This is a genomic window from Epilithonimonas lactis, assembly GCF_900110605.1.
In the GTDB taxonomy this organism is placed as follows: domain Bacteria; phylum Bacteroidota; class Bacteroidia; order Flavobacteriales; family Weeksellaceae; genus Epilithonimonas; species Epilithonimonas lactis.
The window spans coordinates 898,513-916,393 of the sequence record NZ_FOFI01000003.1 but is presented as its reverse complement, the minus strand read 5'-3'; the positions used below and the strand labels follow the sequence as shown (position 1 = coordinate 916,393).

Annotated in this window: 15 protein-coding genes and 1 rRNA gene; 12 read left to right on the top strand and 4 right to left on the bottom strand. The window is 38.6% G+C overall.

Annotated elements, in window-relative coordinates:
- The first annotated feature begins 172 nt into the window (after positions 1-172).
- The 5 genes from rrf to BMW39_RS13840 all read left to right on the top strand — a co-directional run bounded on the left by rrf (position 173) and on the right by BMW39_RS13840 (position 4,639).
- Positions 173-280 (top strand): 5S ribosomal RNA (gene rrf, locus BMW39_RS13860).
- A gap of 307 nt (positions 281-587) precedes the next feature.
- Positions 588-2,081, top strand: a complete 1,494-nt coding sequence (locus tag BMW39_RS13855; RefSeq protein ID WP_034972851.1) for a TlpA family protein disulfide reductase — start codon at positions 588-590, stop codon at positions 2,079-2,081.
- Between the two features lie 3 nt (positions 2,082-2,084).
- Entirely contained in the window at positions 2,085-3,491 is a 1,407-nt protein-coding gene (rlmD, locus tag BMW39_RS13850) for a 23S rRNA (uracil(1939)-C(5))-methyltransferase RlmD (RefSeq protein WP_034972849.1), read from the top strand.
- Between the two features lie 40 nt (positions 3,492-3,531).
- Complete coding sequence (locus BMW39_RS13845; protein WP_034972846.1) at positions 3,532-4,005, top strand: DUF6452 family protein; 474 nt, start codon at positions 3,532-3,534, stop codon at positions 4,003-4,005.
- The gene (locus tag BMW39_RS13840) at positions 3,971-4,639 is read left to right on the top strand and encodes a DUF6048 family protein (protein WP_034972843.1); all 669 of its coding nucleotides are present in this window, start codon (positions 3,971-3,973) and stop codon (positions 4,637-4,639) included. Before BMW39_RS13845 ends, BMW39_RS13840 begins: the two co-directional genes overlap by 35 nt.
- On the opposite strand, the gene BMW39_RS19335 is transcribed toward BMW39_RS13840, so the two are convergent.
- Together BMW39_RS19335 and sppA are read right to left on the bottom strand one after the other, a co-directional pair.
- Positions 4,636-4,812, bottom strand: a complete 177-nt coding sequence (locus BMW39_RS19335) for a hypothetical protein (protein WP_165569329.1) — start codon at positions 4,810-4,812, stop codon at positions 4,636-4,638. The two genes, BMW39_RS13840 and BMW39_RS19335, sit on opposite strands and share 4 nt — an antisense overlap.
- Before the next feature lie 255 nt (positions 4,813-5,067).
- Positions 5,068-6,813, bottom strand: coding sequence for a signal peptide peptidase SppA (gene sppA, locus BMW39_RS13830; RefSeq protein ID WP_034972842.1), 1,746 nt, complete (start codon positions 6,811-6,813; stop codon positions 5,068-5,070).
- A gap of 21 nt (positions 6,814-6,834) precedes the next feature.
- Here sppA and folK point away from each other — a divergent pair, with 21 nt between their 5' ends.
- The 7 genes from folK (at position 6,835) to BMW39_RS13795 (ending at position 14,722) form a co-directional block, all read left to right on the top strand.
- Positions 6,835-7,251 (top strand): 2-amino-4-hydroxy-6-hydroxymethyldihydropteridine diphosphokinase, encoded by a 417-nt coding sequence (folK, locus tag BMW39_RS13825; RefSeq protein WP_034972841.1) that lies wholly within the window; start codon positions 6,835-6,837, stop codon positions 7,249-7,251.
- A 19-nt stretch (positions 7,252-7,270) separates the two neighbouring features.
- Positions 7,271-8,692 carry an OmpA family protein gene (locus BMW39_RS13820; protein WP_034972840.1) on the top strand — a complete coding sequence of 474 codons (1,422 nt, stop codon included), beginning with the start codon at positions 7,271-7,273 and terminating at the stop codon, positions 8,690-8,692.
- Positions 8,693-8,716: 24 nt separating this feature from the next.
- Positions 8,717-10,156 carry an OmpA family protein gene (locus tag BMW39_RS13815; protein ID WP_034972839.1) on the top strand — a complete coding sequence of 480 codons (1,440 nt, stop codon included), beginning with the start codon at positions 8,717-8,719 and terminating at the stop codon, positions 10,154-10,156.
- An 82-nt stretch (positions 10,157-10,238) separates the two neighbouring features.
- The gene (locus BMW39_RS13810; protein WP_034972838.1) at positions 10,239-12,140 is read left to right on the top strand and encodes a RecQ family ATP-dependent DNA helicase; all 1,902 of its coding nucleotides are present in this window, start codon (positions 10,239-10,241) and stop codon (positions 12,138-12,140) included.
- A 171-nt stretch (positions 12,141-12,311) separates the two neighbouring features.
- Entirely contained in the window at positions 12,312-13,259 is a 948-nt protein-coding gene (gene fmt, locus BMW39_RS13805; RefSeq protein ID WP_034972836.1) for a methionyl-tRNA formyltransferase, read from the top strand.
- Positions 13,260-13,269: 10 nt separating this feature from the next.
- Positions 13,270-13,851: a GDP-mannose pyrophosphatase NudK gene (gene nudK, locus BMW39_RS13800; protein ID WP_034974138.1), complete on the top strand. Its 582-nt coding sequence runs from the start codon at positions 13,270-13,272 to the stop codon at positions 13,849-13,851.
- A gap of 40 nt (positions 13,852-13,891) precedes the next feature.
- Positions 13,892-14,722 (top strand): endonuclease/exonuclease/phosphatase family protein, encoded by an 831-nt coding sequence (locus BMW39_RS13795; protein WP_034972834.1) that lies wholly within the window; start codon positions 13,892-13,894, stop codon positions 14,720-14,722.
- Between the two features lie 38 nt (positions 14,723-14,760).
- Here BMW39_RS13795 and BMW39_RS13790 read toward each other — a convergent pair whose 3' ends face one another.
- A complete protein-coding gene (locus tag BMW39_RS13790) occupies positions 14,761-15,225 on the bottom strand; it encodes a DUF4265 domain-containing protein (RefSeq protein WP_034972832.1) in 465 nt (154 codons plus the stop codon).
- 24 nt (positions 15,226-15,249) lie between these two features.
- A complete protein-coding gene (bglX, locus tag BMW39_RS13785; protein ID WP_034972830.1) occupies positions 15,250-17,472 on the bottom strand; it encodes a beta-glucosidase BglX in 2,223 nt (740 codons plus the stop codon).
- Positions 17,473-17,881: the final 409 nt, after the last annotated feature.

The window sequence follows — 17,881 nt, the reverse complement described above, 5'->3', positions numbered from 1 at the left end:
TGCACGATCGCACGACAAGGTTCTCTCTTTGTGAACGTTTTTATCGATAATTATTAGACCATAGGATAATGGACTGATAGATGATAGACCTTAATGGTCCTGAATCTAAATGTCTATTAATCAAAATCTGATAATATAAACATAGCGTACATCCTTTTGTACGAACAGCCTTTAGGGTGGTTCTAGCAGAGGGGCTCACCTGTTCCCATTCCGAACACAGAAGTTAAGCCCTCTAGCGCCGATGGTACTGCGAAAGCGGGAGAGTAGGTCGCCGCCAGTTTTTTTCAAAACGCTCATCATTCACTTGATGGGCGTTTTTTTTGATATATACCCAAAGGTATGTCAACCGAATGTATTCTCAAGAAACCTCAATCATACAGAAAAATTTAAAGAATAATTTATGATTTAGGACTTCTTTCTATTTGCAAGATTTAGTTATTAGCATCGCATTATATGCAATGAGTCTACTTTATTTTCCAGAACCTCACTAATGATACTTAAAATCTGTTAATCTTATAATAAAAATATCGATTTCATTTTTTTTCAAATCTTAATTAAGTTATTTTTGCACAAATTAATTTTTAATAATGAAAAAGTACTTATTTCTTCTTTTGCTCACTTTGCTAGTAGTTTCTTGCTCCAAAGTTAAAGTTGAAGGAAATGTAAAAGGAGGTTCTCCTCTGGAAAGAATAGAATTTATAGAAGCTTCTGGCGTGGCAACACTGCCTTTGGTCAATCTTGGGCTTGATGAAAAGGGTAATTTCAAAGGTGACTTCAAAGCGCCTAAGAACGGAATGTACGCCATGACCTACGCAGGGAAAATGAATTTCATTTATCTTAAGAAAGGTCAGACTTTGAATGTTTCTGGTGATTCTGCAACTTTCCCGGAAGTCTTTAAAATAGAAGGTGATGCTAAGAAAAACAATGATTTCATCACTGCAACTCAAAAATATTTAGAATCTTACAGCTCTAAATTGAACATGCAAATGTTGCAGAAAAAGGAATCTGACTTTTTGGTTGATATCAAAAAAATTCATTCCGACCTTGAAAAGAATCTTGATGAGACTGCGGACAAATTAGGTGCGGATAGCGAAGTTGTGAAACTTAAAAAAGACGAGTTGACAACCAACATCTTGACATTCCTAGTTCAATATGAGTCGGCGCACGGCCAAGCAGCTGGAGATCCAACTTTCAAGGTTTCTAAGAACTTCAAAGATTATGAAAAAACGTTGACCGAAAATAATGATAGAATGGTAGAGAATCTGCCAGTTTACAGAAATTATCTTTTGAACAAAGTTGGACAAGATTTCCAAAACTTTGCGGTAAAACAAAAAGACAAGGACAACGTTAGTATGTCAACCATCTTCGCAAGATTCTTGGCTACGAATAAAGAAATGTCTCAAAAAACAAAAGACTATTTATTAGCTTTCGTCATTGCTAAGTTTGATTTGAATCCTTACACAAGCGAAGTTGAAAAGGTTAAGAAAATCAGTGATGAATATATCAAAGATTCTGAAGTTAAAAAAGATCTTAACTCTGCGATCAATGCTGTATTTGGATTGAAAGTAGGAGAGGAAGCGCCGAAAGTAAACTTCAACAAATTGGATGGAAAATCTGGAAATCTTGAATTGAATGGTAAACCAACTTTGGTCATGAGCTACGCTTCTTGGAATCCTTACATTGGACAATCCACAGTCCCAGTATTGAAAGAAGTGGTTAACTTCTACAAGTCCAAAGTTAACTTCGCATTCGTTAATCTAGATGATACGAAAGAGCAATTCACAAAAACAGCTAATGCAATGTTGAAAGGTATTCCTGGAACCAATTACTATGCTGATGGCGGATTGCAATCCGATTATGCTAAGAAATTCTTCATCTACGGATTCAAGATCCCTGGATTCTTTTTGATAGACAAAGATGGAAAAGTAGCAAGTCAGACTTTCTACAACTTAGGTGATGCAAAATTTGTGGAGGCGATGAACAAAGTTTCAGGTCTTCAGGCGCCAACTGTGAATCCACAGGCACAATTACAAAATGAATTGTTACAAAATCCTAATGCAGATTCTGTACAAACAAAATAATAGATGAAACAAAGAAGAAACAAAATTCTTGAAAATATCAGACTCCTTTCCGCCGGTGCGAAAGGAGTTTCTGTTGGTAAGACAGAAGATGGCAAAACTGTTCTAGTAAAAGGTGCAGTTCCCGGAGATCTTGTCAACGTAAGGGTCAAGAAGTCAAAAAGCAATTATGTAGAAGGCGAAGCTACTGAGATATTAGAATATTCGGAATATCGGGTGGATGCCAAATGTATTCATTTCGGAACTTGTGGTGGTTGCAAATGGCAGAATATCGCTTACGAGAAACAACTGGATTTCAAACACAGCGAAGTGGTGAACAACATCAGAAGAATTGGTGGCTTTGCAGAGTTCGAGGAAGTTCCGATCTTAGGAGCACCGGATCCATACTTTTATCGAAACAAAATGGAGTTCTCCTTTTCCAATGCCCGTTGGCTGACACAATACGAGATCAGCTCCGAAGAAAACTTTGGGAATAGAGATGCTTTAGGGTTTCACATTCCAGGCATGTGGAGCAAGATCCTAGATCTGAAAGAATGCTGGCTGCAAGAAGATCCATCAAACCAGATCAGATTGGCTGTCAAGAAATATGCAGTTGAAAATGGTTTGGAATTTTACGATGTAAAAGAACAAAAGGGTTTCCTTAGAACTTTGATGCTTCGTCAGAACTCCAAAGGTGATTGGATGGTTCTTTTCCAATTGTACAAGGATAATAAAGTGGAGAGAATCAAATTATTTGATTTCTTATTAAGCCAATTCCCACAGATCACAACGCTCGTTTATGCGATCAATCCTAAAGGAAATGATAGCATCTACGATCTGGATATTCAGAATTATTATGGTGAAGGTTTCATCTACGAAGAAATGGATGGTCTTCAATTCAAAATCGGACCTAAATCTTTCTTTCAAACGAATTACAAGCAAGCTTTAGAGTTGTACAGAAAGACATTGGAATTTGCTGACCTTACTGGTGATCAGGTGGTTTATGACCTTTACACTGGAACAGGAACGATTGCACAATACGTTGCAAGAAATGCAAAACACGTCATCGGCATAGAAGCCGTTCAGGAAGCCATCGATGCAGCCATCGAGCACGCAGAACTGAATGGTCTCAAGAATACAACTTTCTACTGCGGTGATATGAAAAGCGTCTTCAACGACGAGTTTTTAGCTAATCATCCAAAAGCCGACGTTTTGATCACCGATCCACCAAGAGATGGGATGCACCAGAAAGTAGTGGAACAGATCCTGAAGTTGGCGCCAGAAAGAATTGTCTATGTAAGTTGTAACTCTGCCACACAGGCAAGAGATATCGCATTGATGAAAGACGATTACGAATTGGTGAAGATCTTACCAGTAGACATGTTCCCGCAAACCCATCACGTGGAGAATATCGCTTTACTTATAAGAAAATAAGGTTTAATTTAGTTAATGATTTAAAGCCTCACTTCTAGAAATGAAAAATTTATTATGGATCTTCGGAGTCTTGTTGCTTCTCACAAGTTGTGGGAGCGAAGATGACATCTGTTTGGGCGAAGAATCTACACCCAGACTCAAACTTCAGTTCAGAAATATCAATAATCAAATCGTGGCTTTGGACACGCTGTACGTAGATGTAGACTATGGAAGAGACTCGCTGAAGCAGATTATCACCGCTGCAGTGAGACAGGATTCTGTGATGGTTCCTATGAGGATCGATGGCAGTCCGTACACCGATATCTACATCAAACAAAGACGAGTAGGACCTAGCAGCAAGATCAGGATCAACTATGATCAAAAAGCGATCTATGTTTCACCAGCTTGCGGTTTCAAGGTCAACTACGACAATCTGAATGCGGAACTTCAGCAAGCAAATCCCGTACAAAGCATCCAATCCAACATAACAACATTGACTGATGAGAATAACATCAATTTTTATCTGCGCTTTTAGTCTTTTATCCGTTTCCCTGTTTTCCCAGACCAAACCTGAGGAGAAAAAACAGGATTCGGTGAAGTGGAAGTACACACCCAACTTTCTTGTCGGCGTAGATGTCTTGAATTTGGGAACTGGATTTTTTAGTGACCGACAGATGATCCAAGGTTTCATTTCCAGCAGGATCAGCAAAAAGGTACATGCCGTCATCGATTTGGGATACGACAATAATATCTATCAGAAAAATGGCTACGATGCAAAAGCAGACGGACTGTTTGCCAAGATAGGCGCCGTTTACATGTTATCCATGGATCCTGAGAACGATATGAATGGTTTTTATACCGGCGCAAAACTCGCAGGAAGTTTCTACAATCAGGAGTACATGGCTGTGCCAGTGAAAGGTCTCAACAACGAGGGTATTTTCCTCTCATTCGATCCTTCTACGCAGAGCAGCTATTGGATCGAGGCTTCTTTGGGAGCCAGAGTTCAGGTCTTCAACAGCAATTTCTTCATCGATGTCAATGCGCAACCCAGATACCTGGCCTACACCACCAAGCAGGAAGAGATCAAACCCATGATCGTTCCCGGTTTTGGCAAGAGTTCCGGAAGTTTCAATATGGGCTTCAGTTGGAGCATCGCTTACAAGTTTTAAAATATAAAGTCTGCAAGTTGCAGGCTTTTTTGTTTTATTAGGGCAGCTTTTTCCGTCCTCCGTTCCCGCTTTTTTCTTTTCGGTGCCACCGCTTTGCCAATTCTACCAAAAAGAAAAAGAGCTCCACTCAGGCCGGGCTGCAGCAGAGCTTCTATCCACGTTTTGGTCTTCAAAATGACATATTGATAGGAGGAACAAGTTTGCCAATACAAACTGAGTAGCTTCTCATCGTGATAAAGTAAGCTTACTATCAAGCAAAAGTAAGCTTACTATTGATCAAGAGTACGCATACTCTTAGGTAAAAGAAGCGCATGTTTCGCCACGATCAATAGAATTCAAAAATAGAAGTAAGATTTCATCAAACAAAAAAGCACAAAACCAGATGACCAGTTTTGTGCTTTTTGATTTTTAAAATATCTAATATTCTTTTAATTCAATTTGATACTGAATGGCGTTTCCATCATCACAGAAGCTTTCGCATTTGGATCCGTGAATTGCTGGAAGATCTTGAAGTTCTCTTTCCCGATTTTGTTTTTGATCACTCTGCTAGAGAAATCCTCATCGGTCTCAGAAGAAAAGATCTGCTCAAATTTTGACATCTTCGCCGGATAGGTCGATACGCCGTAATCTTTCAGATTGGCAGACTTCGCCGCATAGTTGATTGCATCTTGCAATGAGCCCAACTCGTCCACAAGGCCGATCTGTTTTGCTCTCACGCCAGACCAAATTCTACCACCACCCACAGCATCAATTTCCTCGAAAGATTTTTTTCTATTCACCGTTACAAAATGTACGAAACGCTGGTAGGTAGATTCTACACTTCTCGTCATGATCGTCAATGCTCCTGGACTTAGTCCATTGATTGCGGAGATCATGTTGGAATTGGCATTCGTGGTCACGGCATCACTTCTGATCCCATTTTTTGCCGCAAGGTCTTTGAAGTAAGGGATGACACCGAAAACACCAATTGATCCGGTCAAAGTATTCGGTTCCGAGAAGATCTTGTCTGCACCCATCGCAATGTAATAGCCGCCAGACGCTGCATAATCTCCGAAAGAAACGACAACTGGTTTTTTACGCTTCAGCTGCTGCATTTCGAATAAGATCTCGTCCGATGCATTGGCACTTCCACCAGGCGAATTGATACGGAAAACCACAGCTTTCACTTTGTCATCCTCACTTAGTTTTTTGATCTCTTTTCTGAAGTTGTCGGAGTAGATGCCATCATAACCTTTACCACCATTGATGGATCCGGAAGCATAAAGGATTGCAACTTTGTTTTTGCCACCTTCAGAATCTTTGGAATCTGCATATTTGGCAAAAGAGATCTTGTTGAGTTTCTTATCAGCATCGATCTTCAGTTTTTTCTTGATAATATTATCGTACTCACTTTTTTGGATCAGTTGATCGGCCAATTTATATTGAAGACTCAAATTAGGCAAATAACCATAAAGACTGTCTGTAATCGTTTTGAATTCCGACTCAGAGATTTTTCTAGATGTTGCGATCTTTTTGGAAGTGTTCAACCAAATATCATTCAGCAAAGTCGAAAGCTGCTCTTTGTTTTCCGGAGAGATCTCATCCTTCAGGAAAGGCTCCACCGCCGCTTTGAATTTACCATGGCGGATCACTTGGATCCCGATCCCATATTTCTCAGCAAAGCTTTTGAAGAAGGTCACTTCTGCGGACAATCCTTTTAGTTCTATGCCGCCAGCAGGATTCAGATAATATTTATCTGCAACTGAACCTAGGTAATAAGCACCTTGAGAAACCGTGTTCCCATAAGCATAAACAAACTTCCCGCTTTTTTTGAAATCTATCAATGCATTTCGGATATCATCCAATTGTGTGATCCCAGCATTCATATTATCTGCCTCGATGCTTATTCCTTTGATCTTGTCATCGGTCTTTGCTTTGTTGATCGCCTGTAGAACGTCAAACAGCAAAACAGCTTTTTCCTCATTATTAATAGAGAACAGATCTTCTTGATCTTCGGAAGGACTATCGATTATTTTGGTCTTAAGGTCTAAGGTCAGGACAGAATTAGATTTGACATCCGAAGTTTCTGATATCGAAGATAAAGCGACCAAGACGATGAAAAATGCAAAAAAACCTGCGATTACAATAAAAATTGCAGTTAAATTTGCGAGAACTAGTTTGAAAAAACTTTTCATTATAAAATTAATTTGCTTGATATGTCGTACAACATAGTGGTTTTGTTACTGGGAAGTAATATTAATGATCCAGAAAATAATATCCAAATTGCTTTGAAAAAAATCGAAAGTGAGATAGGTACAATATTAAAAAATTCTGAATTAATAACTTCTGAACCTGTAGAATTTGACAGTTACAATAATTTTTGTAATATTGCAGTTAAAATAAAAACACAATTTTCGCCTATAATACTTTTAGGTAAGCTAAAAAAGATTGAAAGAGAGATGGGTCGTCTCAAAGATTCCTCTTATTTTGGCGCTTATCAGGACAGAATTATAGATATTGATATAATATTATATAACAGTATAAAGTTTATCTCGAAGAAATTAATTATCCCTCATCACAAAAATCTTTATGAAAGAGATTTTGCCAGGGACTTGATTAATGAAGTAAAATAAATTTACAACACAAATGATTATGAAGAAAAAACTATTATTCTTTTTCCTACTGCCTTTTTTGGGTTACACTCAAACCAACGAAAACTCTAGCGCAGATTCCAAAACCAAACCATTTAATAACGAAAGCCGACTTTTCAAAGATTGGTCTATCTCTGTTGGTGGTGGTGGCGCTTTTATGGCAAATGCCGATCTTACATCTTTTTACGGTGGTAAGGTCAATTGGGGTTGGAACGGCTATGTAAGTTTGGACAAACAAATTACCCACACCTTTGGAGCATCACTACTCTACATGAGAGGCGAAACAAAACAAAAGGCTAAGCTCAATGATCAAGCTGGTGTTGGACATGGATACACCAAATTCGATCAGATCGCATTATTAGGAGATGTCAATTTTTCAAATATCATGAGAAGAGTTGATAACAGATCTTCTTTTAAGTGGGCACTACATGGTTATTTAGGAATTGGATTTATAGGTTATAAAACTTATTTACAGGATAATGCGGTTCTTTCTAAATATCCACTTTATATAGAACAAAAGCTGGGTATCAATACATTCAATTATATTGGAGGTTTGGGATTGAAATATAATGTTTCAAAACTAATTGACGTTGAGCTAAGAACATTATACATCATCAGTGGTGATGAGGAGTTCGACGGTGGCGGATGGACAAGAGAAGCCGCTCCAGGTTATAACTTGATCAATGATTCTTACACAGATAATGCTTGGCTTGTCAACTTAGGAATTTCTTTCAAGTTGGGGAAACATCAAAATCACCTTCGTTGGGTAGATCCACTACAAGACGCTTATGCTAAGACAGCAGCTTTGGAACAACAATTTGCAGATTTCAAAGTTTGTGAAAAAGGTGATGTGGACAACGATGGCGTTTGTGACGATTGGGACAGACAATTGGATACGCCAGCTGGTGCAAGAGTAGACGGAGCAGGAGTTGCTTTGGATGCCGATCTCGATGGTGTGATCGATCTCAATGATAAATGTGTGACAGTTCCTGGACCTGTTGAAAATGAAGGTTGCCCAACAGGAAAGACAACAGCGGCTGCTTCTTCGCAGGCAGCTATTGAAGAAATCAACAAATTTTTTAACGGAATAGAATTTGAATTGAACAAAGATGTCATCAGACCAAAATCTTTTCAAGATCTAGATCAGGCTGCCGACATTATCAAAACATTGGGAGCTGGTGAAAGTTTCGTGGTAGTGGGCGCTACAGATAGCAGAGGTTCTGCTGCTCACAACAAAAAATTATCTCAAGCAAGAGCCAATGCGGTTCTTACTTATTTGGTTAGCAAAGGTGTATCTTCATCTACTATATCTGCGGAAGGTAGAGGAAAGGAAGATTTGAAATATACAGAATGTGATCCGGCAACAAAATGTCCGGAATGGAAAAATGAAGCCAATAGAAGAGTATATTTTATCGCAAAATAATTAATTAGAAAAAAACATTCAAATATGAAACAAAATTTATTATCATTAGTAGCAATAGGTCTATTGTTGCCTATGACTCTAGCAGGACAAGAGACTACATCTACAGATGCTAACTCTGGATCTCAAAATGTTTCCCCATTCACACAGTCTTCCAAAAGATTCAATGATTGGTCGATATCAGCTGGTGCTGGTGTACCATTGATTCAATCTGCGGATATGGCATCCATTAAAAATGGAAATGGTAAAAACCTTTTTGGGTATTCTGCTTACATCAGTGTCGATAAAGCTATTACGCATGCCTTCGGTCTTAATTTGCAATACGACAGAGGAGAGACCAGACAAGGTTATGCAAACACAAAAGATCATGTTAATCTTACTGGCAATCAAATAGCTGGAAGAACGCAATATAACGCAATTTCAATCTTGGGAGATCTTAATTTTTCTAATCTTTTAAGAAGAGTAGATAACAAATCTCCTTTCAGATGGGCGCTGCATGGATACGCTGGTATTGGAACAATGTCTTATAAATCTTATAGACAAGATCCTGGACCTGCAAATCAAACATTGAACTATGAAGTGAAACCTTTCAAATTAGGTTCGCTTTTCGGACAAGCTGGAGCTGGTCTTAAATTTAAGATCAATAACAGATTGGATCTTGAAGGAAGAGTAATGTATGTTGTTACAGGTGACGATGAATTCGATGGCGCAGGTGTTGGACAAACTGGTTACAACTTGACAGAAGATCAGATCTCTGATAACTTCTTCAACACGACTTTAGGTCTGACCTTCAAATTAGGAAAACACGAATCTCACTTGATGTGGCACGATCCATTGCAGGAGATCTACTACAAATTAGATGTTCTTAATGACAAAACTCAAGATCTTGAAGTTTGTAAAAAAGGAGATGTTGACAATGACGGCGTTTGCGACGATTGGGACAGACAGCTTGATACGCCTGCCGGAGCGAGAGTTGATGGTGCTGGTGTAGCCTTGGATGTTGACTTGGACGGTGTGATTGACCTTTATGACAAATGTGTAACAGTTCCAGGACCAGTAGAGAATAACGGTTGTCCTTTGACAATGAACAATTCTAATACAGGTGTTGTAACAGACGAATCGACCATCATGAAAGGAATCGAATTTGATCTGGATTCTGATAAAGTTCTTCCTTCAAATACGCCGATCTTGAATAATGCGATTAATTTTATCAATTCATCAGACAGTAAGTTCAATGTAATTGGTGGTACTGATACAAGAGCTTCTGATGTTTATAACAAAAATCTTTCTGAAAGAAGAGCAAATAATGTAAAAGATTATTTGATCCAAAATGGAGCTGACAAAAATAAATTGCAAGCAATGGGAAGAGGTGAAAAAGACCTTCTTTACCCAGAATGTGATCCAGCTGAGAAATGTCCAGAATGGAAAAACAGAGCAAACAGAAGAGTATATTTTGAAGCTAAATAAGATATATTTCTAAATAAACAAAAACCGTTTCGTTTTATTACGAGACGGTTTTTTTATTTTAAAGAATTGATTAAATTTACAAATGCTTTCTTCCAAAGAATCACAAAATATTTTAATTCATCAAACGCTCAAACAATTTTGGGGGTTCGATGAGTTTCGGTCTTCTCAGGAACAAATAATCCTATCCATCATCAATGGTAAAGATACTTTAGCATTATTACCAACAGGCGGTGGAAAATCGCTTTGCTACCAATTGCCAGCGATAATTCTCGAAGGAACTTGTCTTGTAATTTCGCCTTTGTTAGCCTTGATGAGAGACCAACTGCAATCATTACAAGCCTTAGGAATCGAGGCCGAATTGCTAAGTTCCGACTTAGATGAATTCGAAGAAGAAACTGTGTACAACCGCTGTAAAGAGGGTTTGACCAAAGTTCTATTCGTCTCGCCGGAGAGATTGCAAAACCAATTATTTTTGAGGAATATCCAGGAAATCCATATCTCGTTTATCGCGGTGGACGAGGCGCATTGTATTTCGGAATGGGGACAGGATTTCCGTCCGAGTTATCAGAACATCAAAAGGTTCCGTCAGGATTTTAAAAATGTGCCGTGCTTAGCATTGACGGCGACTGCGACAAATCAAGTTGTTGACGAGATTTCAATCAAGTTGGGTCTTCACCAGCCTCAGGTTTTCAAAAAAAGTTTCCGAAGAGAAAATCTCAATATCATTGTTGGAAATACGGCCGATAAATATAATAGAATTTTAGAATTCCTTAGACAAAATCCATCTTCCGGAATTATTTATACCAGAACCAGAAGGGAAGCGGAAGAACTCACGCTTTATCTCAAAAATAATAAATTCCAAAATGTGGATTTTTTCCACGCCGGGATGACTGCCCGTGACAGAGAGAATCTTCAAAAAAAATGGATTACCAGCCAATTCCACGTTTTGGTTTCGACCAACGCTTTCGGGATGGGAATCGACAAAGATAATGTCCGGTTCGTGATTCACTTTTCGCCGTCATCAACTTTGGAAAATTACTATCAGGAAATCGGACGAGCTGGAAGAAACGGACAAGAAGCGATTGTCCTGCTACTTTGGAATGAACAGGAATTGAAGAACATCGATGATATTTTCAAAAACCAAATCCCCAACAAAACCGAGTACGAGAAAATCCTGATGTATCTGTATTCCATTTTTCAGATTGGAGATTCGGATTTGCCGGAACGGACTTTCCAATTGGACATCAACAGAATCAAAAATCTAAGCAAATGCTCCAATGCGAAAATCAAAAATATTCTGACGTTTCTGAACAATCAGGAATTGATTTATTACAAAAATTCAATCTCATCATCCACGCTTCAAAGCTTCATCAACTCCGAAGATTTGGAACAGTTGGCGCCGTCAGATGCTTATTTTATGGAATTGTTGTTCCGCAATTTGCCAGGTTTGGCGATTCAAAAAGTACATTTCAGCGACTTGGCGTTTTGCAAAAAAAATGGATTTGATATCTTGAGTTTCAAAGAGAGACTAAAGCAAATGCAGAAAGCCGGACATTTGGAATATCTCGATGGAAGTCAGCATTCTATCAAGTTCCTGAAACCTCGGAACGACCGACATCTTTCGGGCGAATATTGGTCGCTTTTCAATCAGATTCAGAAAAATAAATTAAAGAAATGGGAGGAAAATAAATTCTTCATCAAGGACACAGATTTCTGCAAAATGAAATTGATTCTCAGTTATTTCGGAGAACGCGATGCCGATAATTGTGGCAAATGTTCTGTCTGCAGAAAGAAAACAAATACGAAGAGAACTTTGTCAACAGAGATTTTCGAACAACTTGCCAAGCGACCGATGGCTTTGGAAGAGGTTGCCGCCAATCTCAATTTTCACTCCAAAGAATCCATTTCCGACACGCTGATTTTCCTTTTGGACATAGGTAAAGTCAAAATGTTGAATTACAAAACCTATATGCTCAATCAATAAAGCAGAGAATCTTACGCAGCCCGACTTGAGCGGAAATCCTTTTTTGCGTGAACTCGAGTTCAACTTAATGGAAAACGTGAGCAAAAAAGATTGGGAGCGGAAGGCGGAATAGCTGCCATAAAAAATTAATCAATTATCAATTATCAACTATCATTTATCAATTATAAATCAATGACGAAATCCCTCAATGTCGTTTTTTTCGGAACTCCCGATTTTGCCAAAGCTTCTCTGGAAGCCATCTTCAAATCTCATCATAAAGTAGTTGGCGTTGTAACTGCTGCCGACAAAGCCAGCGGACGCGGAATGAAACTTACGCCTTCACCAGTCAAAGTTTTTGCAGAAAAAAACGGACTCCATCTTTTTCAACCCGAAAAATTGAGAAACCCAGAATTTCTGGAAGCCATTCAAAATCTGAATGCCGATGTTTTTGTCGTGGTAGCTTTCAGGATGATGCCTCAGGTCTTGTTTTCGATTCCTAGGTTGGGAACTTTCAATCTCCACGCTTCATTGTTGCCGGATTATCGCGGCGCGGCGCCAATCAATTACGCGGTTATCAACGGCGAAACCAAAACTGGCGTGACGACGTTTTTCATCAATGAAAAAATTGACGAAGGAAGCATTCTTCTTCAAGCTGAAACCGAAGTTTTGCCAGAAGACAATGCTGGAACGTTGCACGATAAATTGATGAACATCGGCTCGGAATTAATCATCAAAACTTTGGATGGTTTGGCGGATAATTCAATCGAAGAAACACCTCAACCTGACAAAGAAAATCCAAAAACTGCCTACAAAATTTTCAAAGAAAACCTGAAAATAGATTGGAATCAAAGTGTCGAAACCATTCACAATTTTGTGAGAGGAATGTCGCCTTATCCAACGGCTTTTACTATTCTGAAAGTTGGAGACGAAGAAAAATCCTTGAAAATCTTCAAAGGAAAATTCGAAGTTGAATCCCATTCCCGTGAAGCTGGTGATTTTGATATTTCAAAAACCGAATTCAAGTTTTATACAAAAGACGGAATCTATTATCCAGAAGATGTTCAAATCCAAGGAAAGAAAAGATTGCCGGTCAAAGATTTTTTGAACGGAATCCAGAATTTTGAAGATTATAAAAAATAACCAAACCTATATGCAAAATAGTAAAATCAAGATTCTAAAAACAGAAATCCTTTCCAATAATTGGTACACTTTGAACAAAGTGACTTTCGAATATCAGAAGAAAGACGGAACGCTGGAAACCCAAAGCAGAGAAGCTTACGACCGCGGAAATGGTGCGACGATTTTGCTATATAACAAAGAATTGAAAACCGTCATTCTTACAAAACAATTTCGACTACCAACTTACATCAATGGCAATGAAGACGGAATGATGATTGAAGCCTGTGCCGGACTTTTGGATAAAAATAATCCCGAGGATTGCATCAAAAGAGAAACGGAAGAAGAATTGGGATATGAGATTTCGGATATCAAAAAAGTTTTCGAAGTTTATATGTCGCCAGGTTCTGTGACGGAGATTCTCTATTTTTTCATTGCGGAATATTCCAAATCGATGAAAATCAATGACGGTGGCGGACTGGAAGAAGAACAGGAAGAAATAGAAGTTTTGGAATTGGATATTGATAAAGCGCTTGATATGCTTGATAATGGCGAAATCAAAGATGCTAAAACGATTATGCTGATTCAGCATCTTAGGCTTAAAAATATATTATAAAAATCTTCAATCTGATATTATCAAAACTTAAATATCTAAAATGAAAAAAATATTATTTGGTTTAATGTTCGCGTCCAATCTCTTCTTTTCTCAGGATTTGAAAGTGATGACCTACAACATCCGATTGTCATTGGAAAGTGATAAAGAAAACGCTTGGGACAAAAGGAAGGACGATGCTTTGGCGCTGATGAGCTATTATCATCCGGATTATTTCGGCGTGCAGGAAGCGATTCCTCAGCAGATGGTTGATATTAAAACCAATTTGAAAGATTACGATTATGTCGGCGTTGGAAGAGACGATGGCAAAAACCAAGGCGAATATTCGGCGATTTTCTACGACAAGAATAAATTAGAAGTTCTGAAATCAGGAACATTCTGGCTCAGCGAAACGCCTGAAAAACCTTCGAAAGGTTGGGATGCGGCTTACAACAGAGTTTGCACTTATGCGTTTTTCAAAATAAAGAAAAGCGGTAAAAAATTTCTGGCTATGAATCTCCACTTCGACCACGTTGGCGATGTGGCGAGAGTCAATTCTTCCAAATTAATCCTTGAAAAAATCAAAGAACTGAATCCACAAAATCTGCCTTTGACCTTGACAGGCGATTTCAATTTGACGGATGACACAGAACCAATCAAAATCATTTCTCAATCATTGGACAATGTCTATTACCATTCGAAGAAACCGCATTACGGACCAAAGGGAACATTCACAGCTTTTGATGTGAACACCGTTCCGAAAGAAAGAATTGATTATATTTTTGTAAAAGGCTTTGATGTTCAATCGAACCGAACAATCAATGACAGACGGGAAAATCTGCTTTATCCATCAGACCATTTCCCGATTTTGGCGGAGATTAGTTTTAAGAAATAGTTATAAACGTAAAATCCTCTTGTTGAAAGAGGATTTTTTTATTTTTCAGAAGAATGTTTTTGCGAAATATTTGGTTCTGCAAAACCTATTTTTTCATTGTCACTTAATTCTGATAGTTTTTTGAATATGATTGAATAACTGATGTTGAATGGAACTTCCATAACAAAATATTTATTTCCCATTCCCTCACTTTCGCATCCTAAACTTTCAAATTCTTTTCTTAATTCCATTACATCAATATTCTCATCAAGAACAATGATTTGAATTGTCGAGTTTCCAGAATGTTCTACAACTTTTCTGTAAGTGATGCGTTCTTCGTCTTCATCATATTCTGCAAAAACAATATCTCCAGAAGAAAAACCCGGACCGTAAAATGGAATGTTGTCAATCTTATAAAGGCCATCATCTGAATTTATAATCTCAGCCCAAAGTGTTTCAACAACAATTTCTTCAAGAACATCACTATAATATCGGACTAATATTTTTTCTAAATTATCGCTCATTTGAAATTTTATTTGAAAACAAAGTTACTTATTCCAAACAATTTTCTTCGTCATCAAATCACTGGAATTAGTCCCAACCATTATTTCAAATTCGCCAGCTTCCCAATCATAATTCAAAGCGTCATCGTAGAATTTCAAATCTTCAAGAGTCAGTTTGAAAGTGACGTTTTTATTTTCTCCTTTCTTCAAAAATATTTTCTGGAAACCTTTCAGTTCTTTGATAGGGCGAACCACTTTCCCGAAAAGGTCGCGGATGTAAAGCTGAATCACTTCCTCACCATCAAATTTCCCCGTATTGGCAACATTCACATTGATGGTCAAAGTTTGGTTGCCTTTCAGATTTTCAGAACTCAAATTGAAGTTGGAGTATTTGAAATCAGTATAGCTCAATCCAAATCCAAATGGGAATTTCGGGTCGTTGTCCAAATCGATGTACGCGGAAACGTAATTTCTGTCTGTGGATTTTCCAGCTGGTCTTCCGGTGTTGTAATGGTTGTAATAGATTGGGATTTGACCTTCTGTTCTTGGGAATGTCATTGGCAATTTCCCGCCAGGATTCACATTTCCAAAGAGGACATCGGCGATAGAATTTCCGGCTTCTGTTCCCAGCCACCAACTGTAAACGATGGTTGAAATATTGTCCGCCGCCCAATCAAAAACCAAAGGTCTTCCGGCGTTTATCATCAGAATAATTGGTTTTCCTGTTTTGGCGATTTCTTTCAATAATTCTTCTTGAACACCGGAGAAATGTAGGTTGCTTCGGCTTTTCGCTTCGCCACTCATTGAGTGACCTTCGCCCAAAGTCATTATCACAACGTCTGCTTTTTTCGCTGTTTCGATGGCTTCTGCAAACATCGATTTGTTGTCGTCGTTTTCATTGCAGCCTTTCGCATAAAGCAAAGTTGAGTTTTTGTCCAATTGATTTTTGATGCCGTCAAATTGAGTGACGATTCTCTGCGCATCATCTTTGAAAGGAACCGACCAGAATCCGTGCATCGTAACCGCTTCTTTTCCGAATGGTCCAATCAATGCAACAGTTTTAGTTGATTTGGAAAGTGGAAGGGTTTTCTTTTCGTTTTTCAAAAGAACTACACTTTTCGCCCCGAATTCTCTTCCGAATTTTCTGTGTTCGAGATTATTGGTTTGTTGTTTTTGTCTTTCGGAATTTGAAAATTTATATGGGTCGTCAAACAATCCCAATTCGAATTTCTTGATTAAGATTCTTCTCACAGCATCGTCCACAAATTTGATATCCACTTTTCCTTCTTTGACTAATTTAGGAAGTTGCTCCATATAGATTCTGCTTTCCATATCCATATCGGAACCTGCGAGGATGGCTTTTTCTCCCGCTTCGGCATTGTCTTTTGCGTAGCCGTGTTTTATCATTTCGCCGATGCTTCCCCAGTCAGAAACCACAAAACCTTGGAATTTCCATTGGTCTTTCAGTAAATCTCTCAAGATATATTTGTTCGCGGTTGCCGGAATTCCGTTGATGTCGTTGAAGGAATTCATAAAGGTAGCAACGCCTGCTTCAGAAGCCGCTTTGAAAGGTGGAAGATAGGTCTCGTGAAGTTGACGAAGACTCATATCAACCGAGTTGTAATCTCGTCCGCCAACTGCCGCACCGTAAGCGGCAAAATGTTTCGCGCACGCCATTATCGCATCGATGTTGCCTAAGCCTTTGCCTTGGAAACCTTTGATTCTTGCCAATCCGATTTTGGTTCCGAGGTAAGTATCTTCGCCGGAGCCTTCCATCACGCGTCCCCATCTTGGGTCTCTGGCGATGTCCACCATTGGCGCAAATGTCCAATGAACACCGAAAGCCGATGCTTCAATCGCTGCGATTCTTTCGGATTTTTCTATCATTTCCAAATCCCAGCTGGCGGCCTGACCAAGGTTAATCGGGAAAGTCGTTCTGAAACCGTGAATCACATCTTGTCCAAAAATCAACGGGATTTTGAGTCGGGATTCTAAGGCTAATTTTTGGAAAGCTTTTGTTTCTTCTGCGCCAGTGACGTTCAACATCGAGCCGACTTTGCCGCTTTTTATTTCGTCCAAGACTTTTTTGGAATTGGAGTTTTGTGGTCCTGTGGCGTATTCGAAGCCACTGTATTGAACGAGTTGTCCGGCTTTTTCTTCCAAGGTCATTTTGGAAAGGAGTTCGGTGACTTTTTGGTCGATGCTTTTCTGGGCGGAGATGCTGATTCCGAAGATTAATAATAGGAATGAAAGGCTATATTTTTTCATTGTAATGTTGTTGTCTCTTTTTGAGAAATTGATAATTGTAAAAGTAACATTCTTTTGTAAATAAACTAAAATCTGATATGATTTTAATGATTTAAGTTTTTGTCATTCCGGAGGATACCTAACGAAATGGTTTGTCAATCTAAACAGTCTAGATTCCTACGGAATGACAAAGCAACGTTTTTATATTGACTCTTGTTCTATGCTGAATCCGCAGCCCGGCCTGAGTGGAGCTCATTTTTTTCATTGCGGTTGGTAAAATTTCTATTGATGGCAAAAAGTCGTTCGCAATGAAAAAAATAGCGGGAACGGAGGACGGATAAAGCTGCCCAAATAATAATTCAAATTCTATGATATTGGATAAATGATGCCCAGCGAGGGAATTGGTTTTAATTCTTTATTTTTGAGTTTT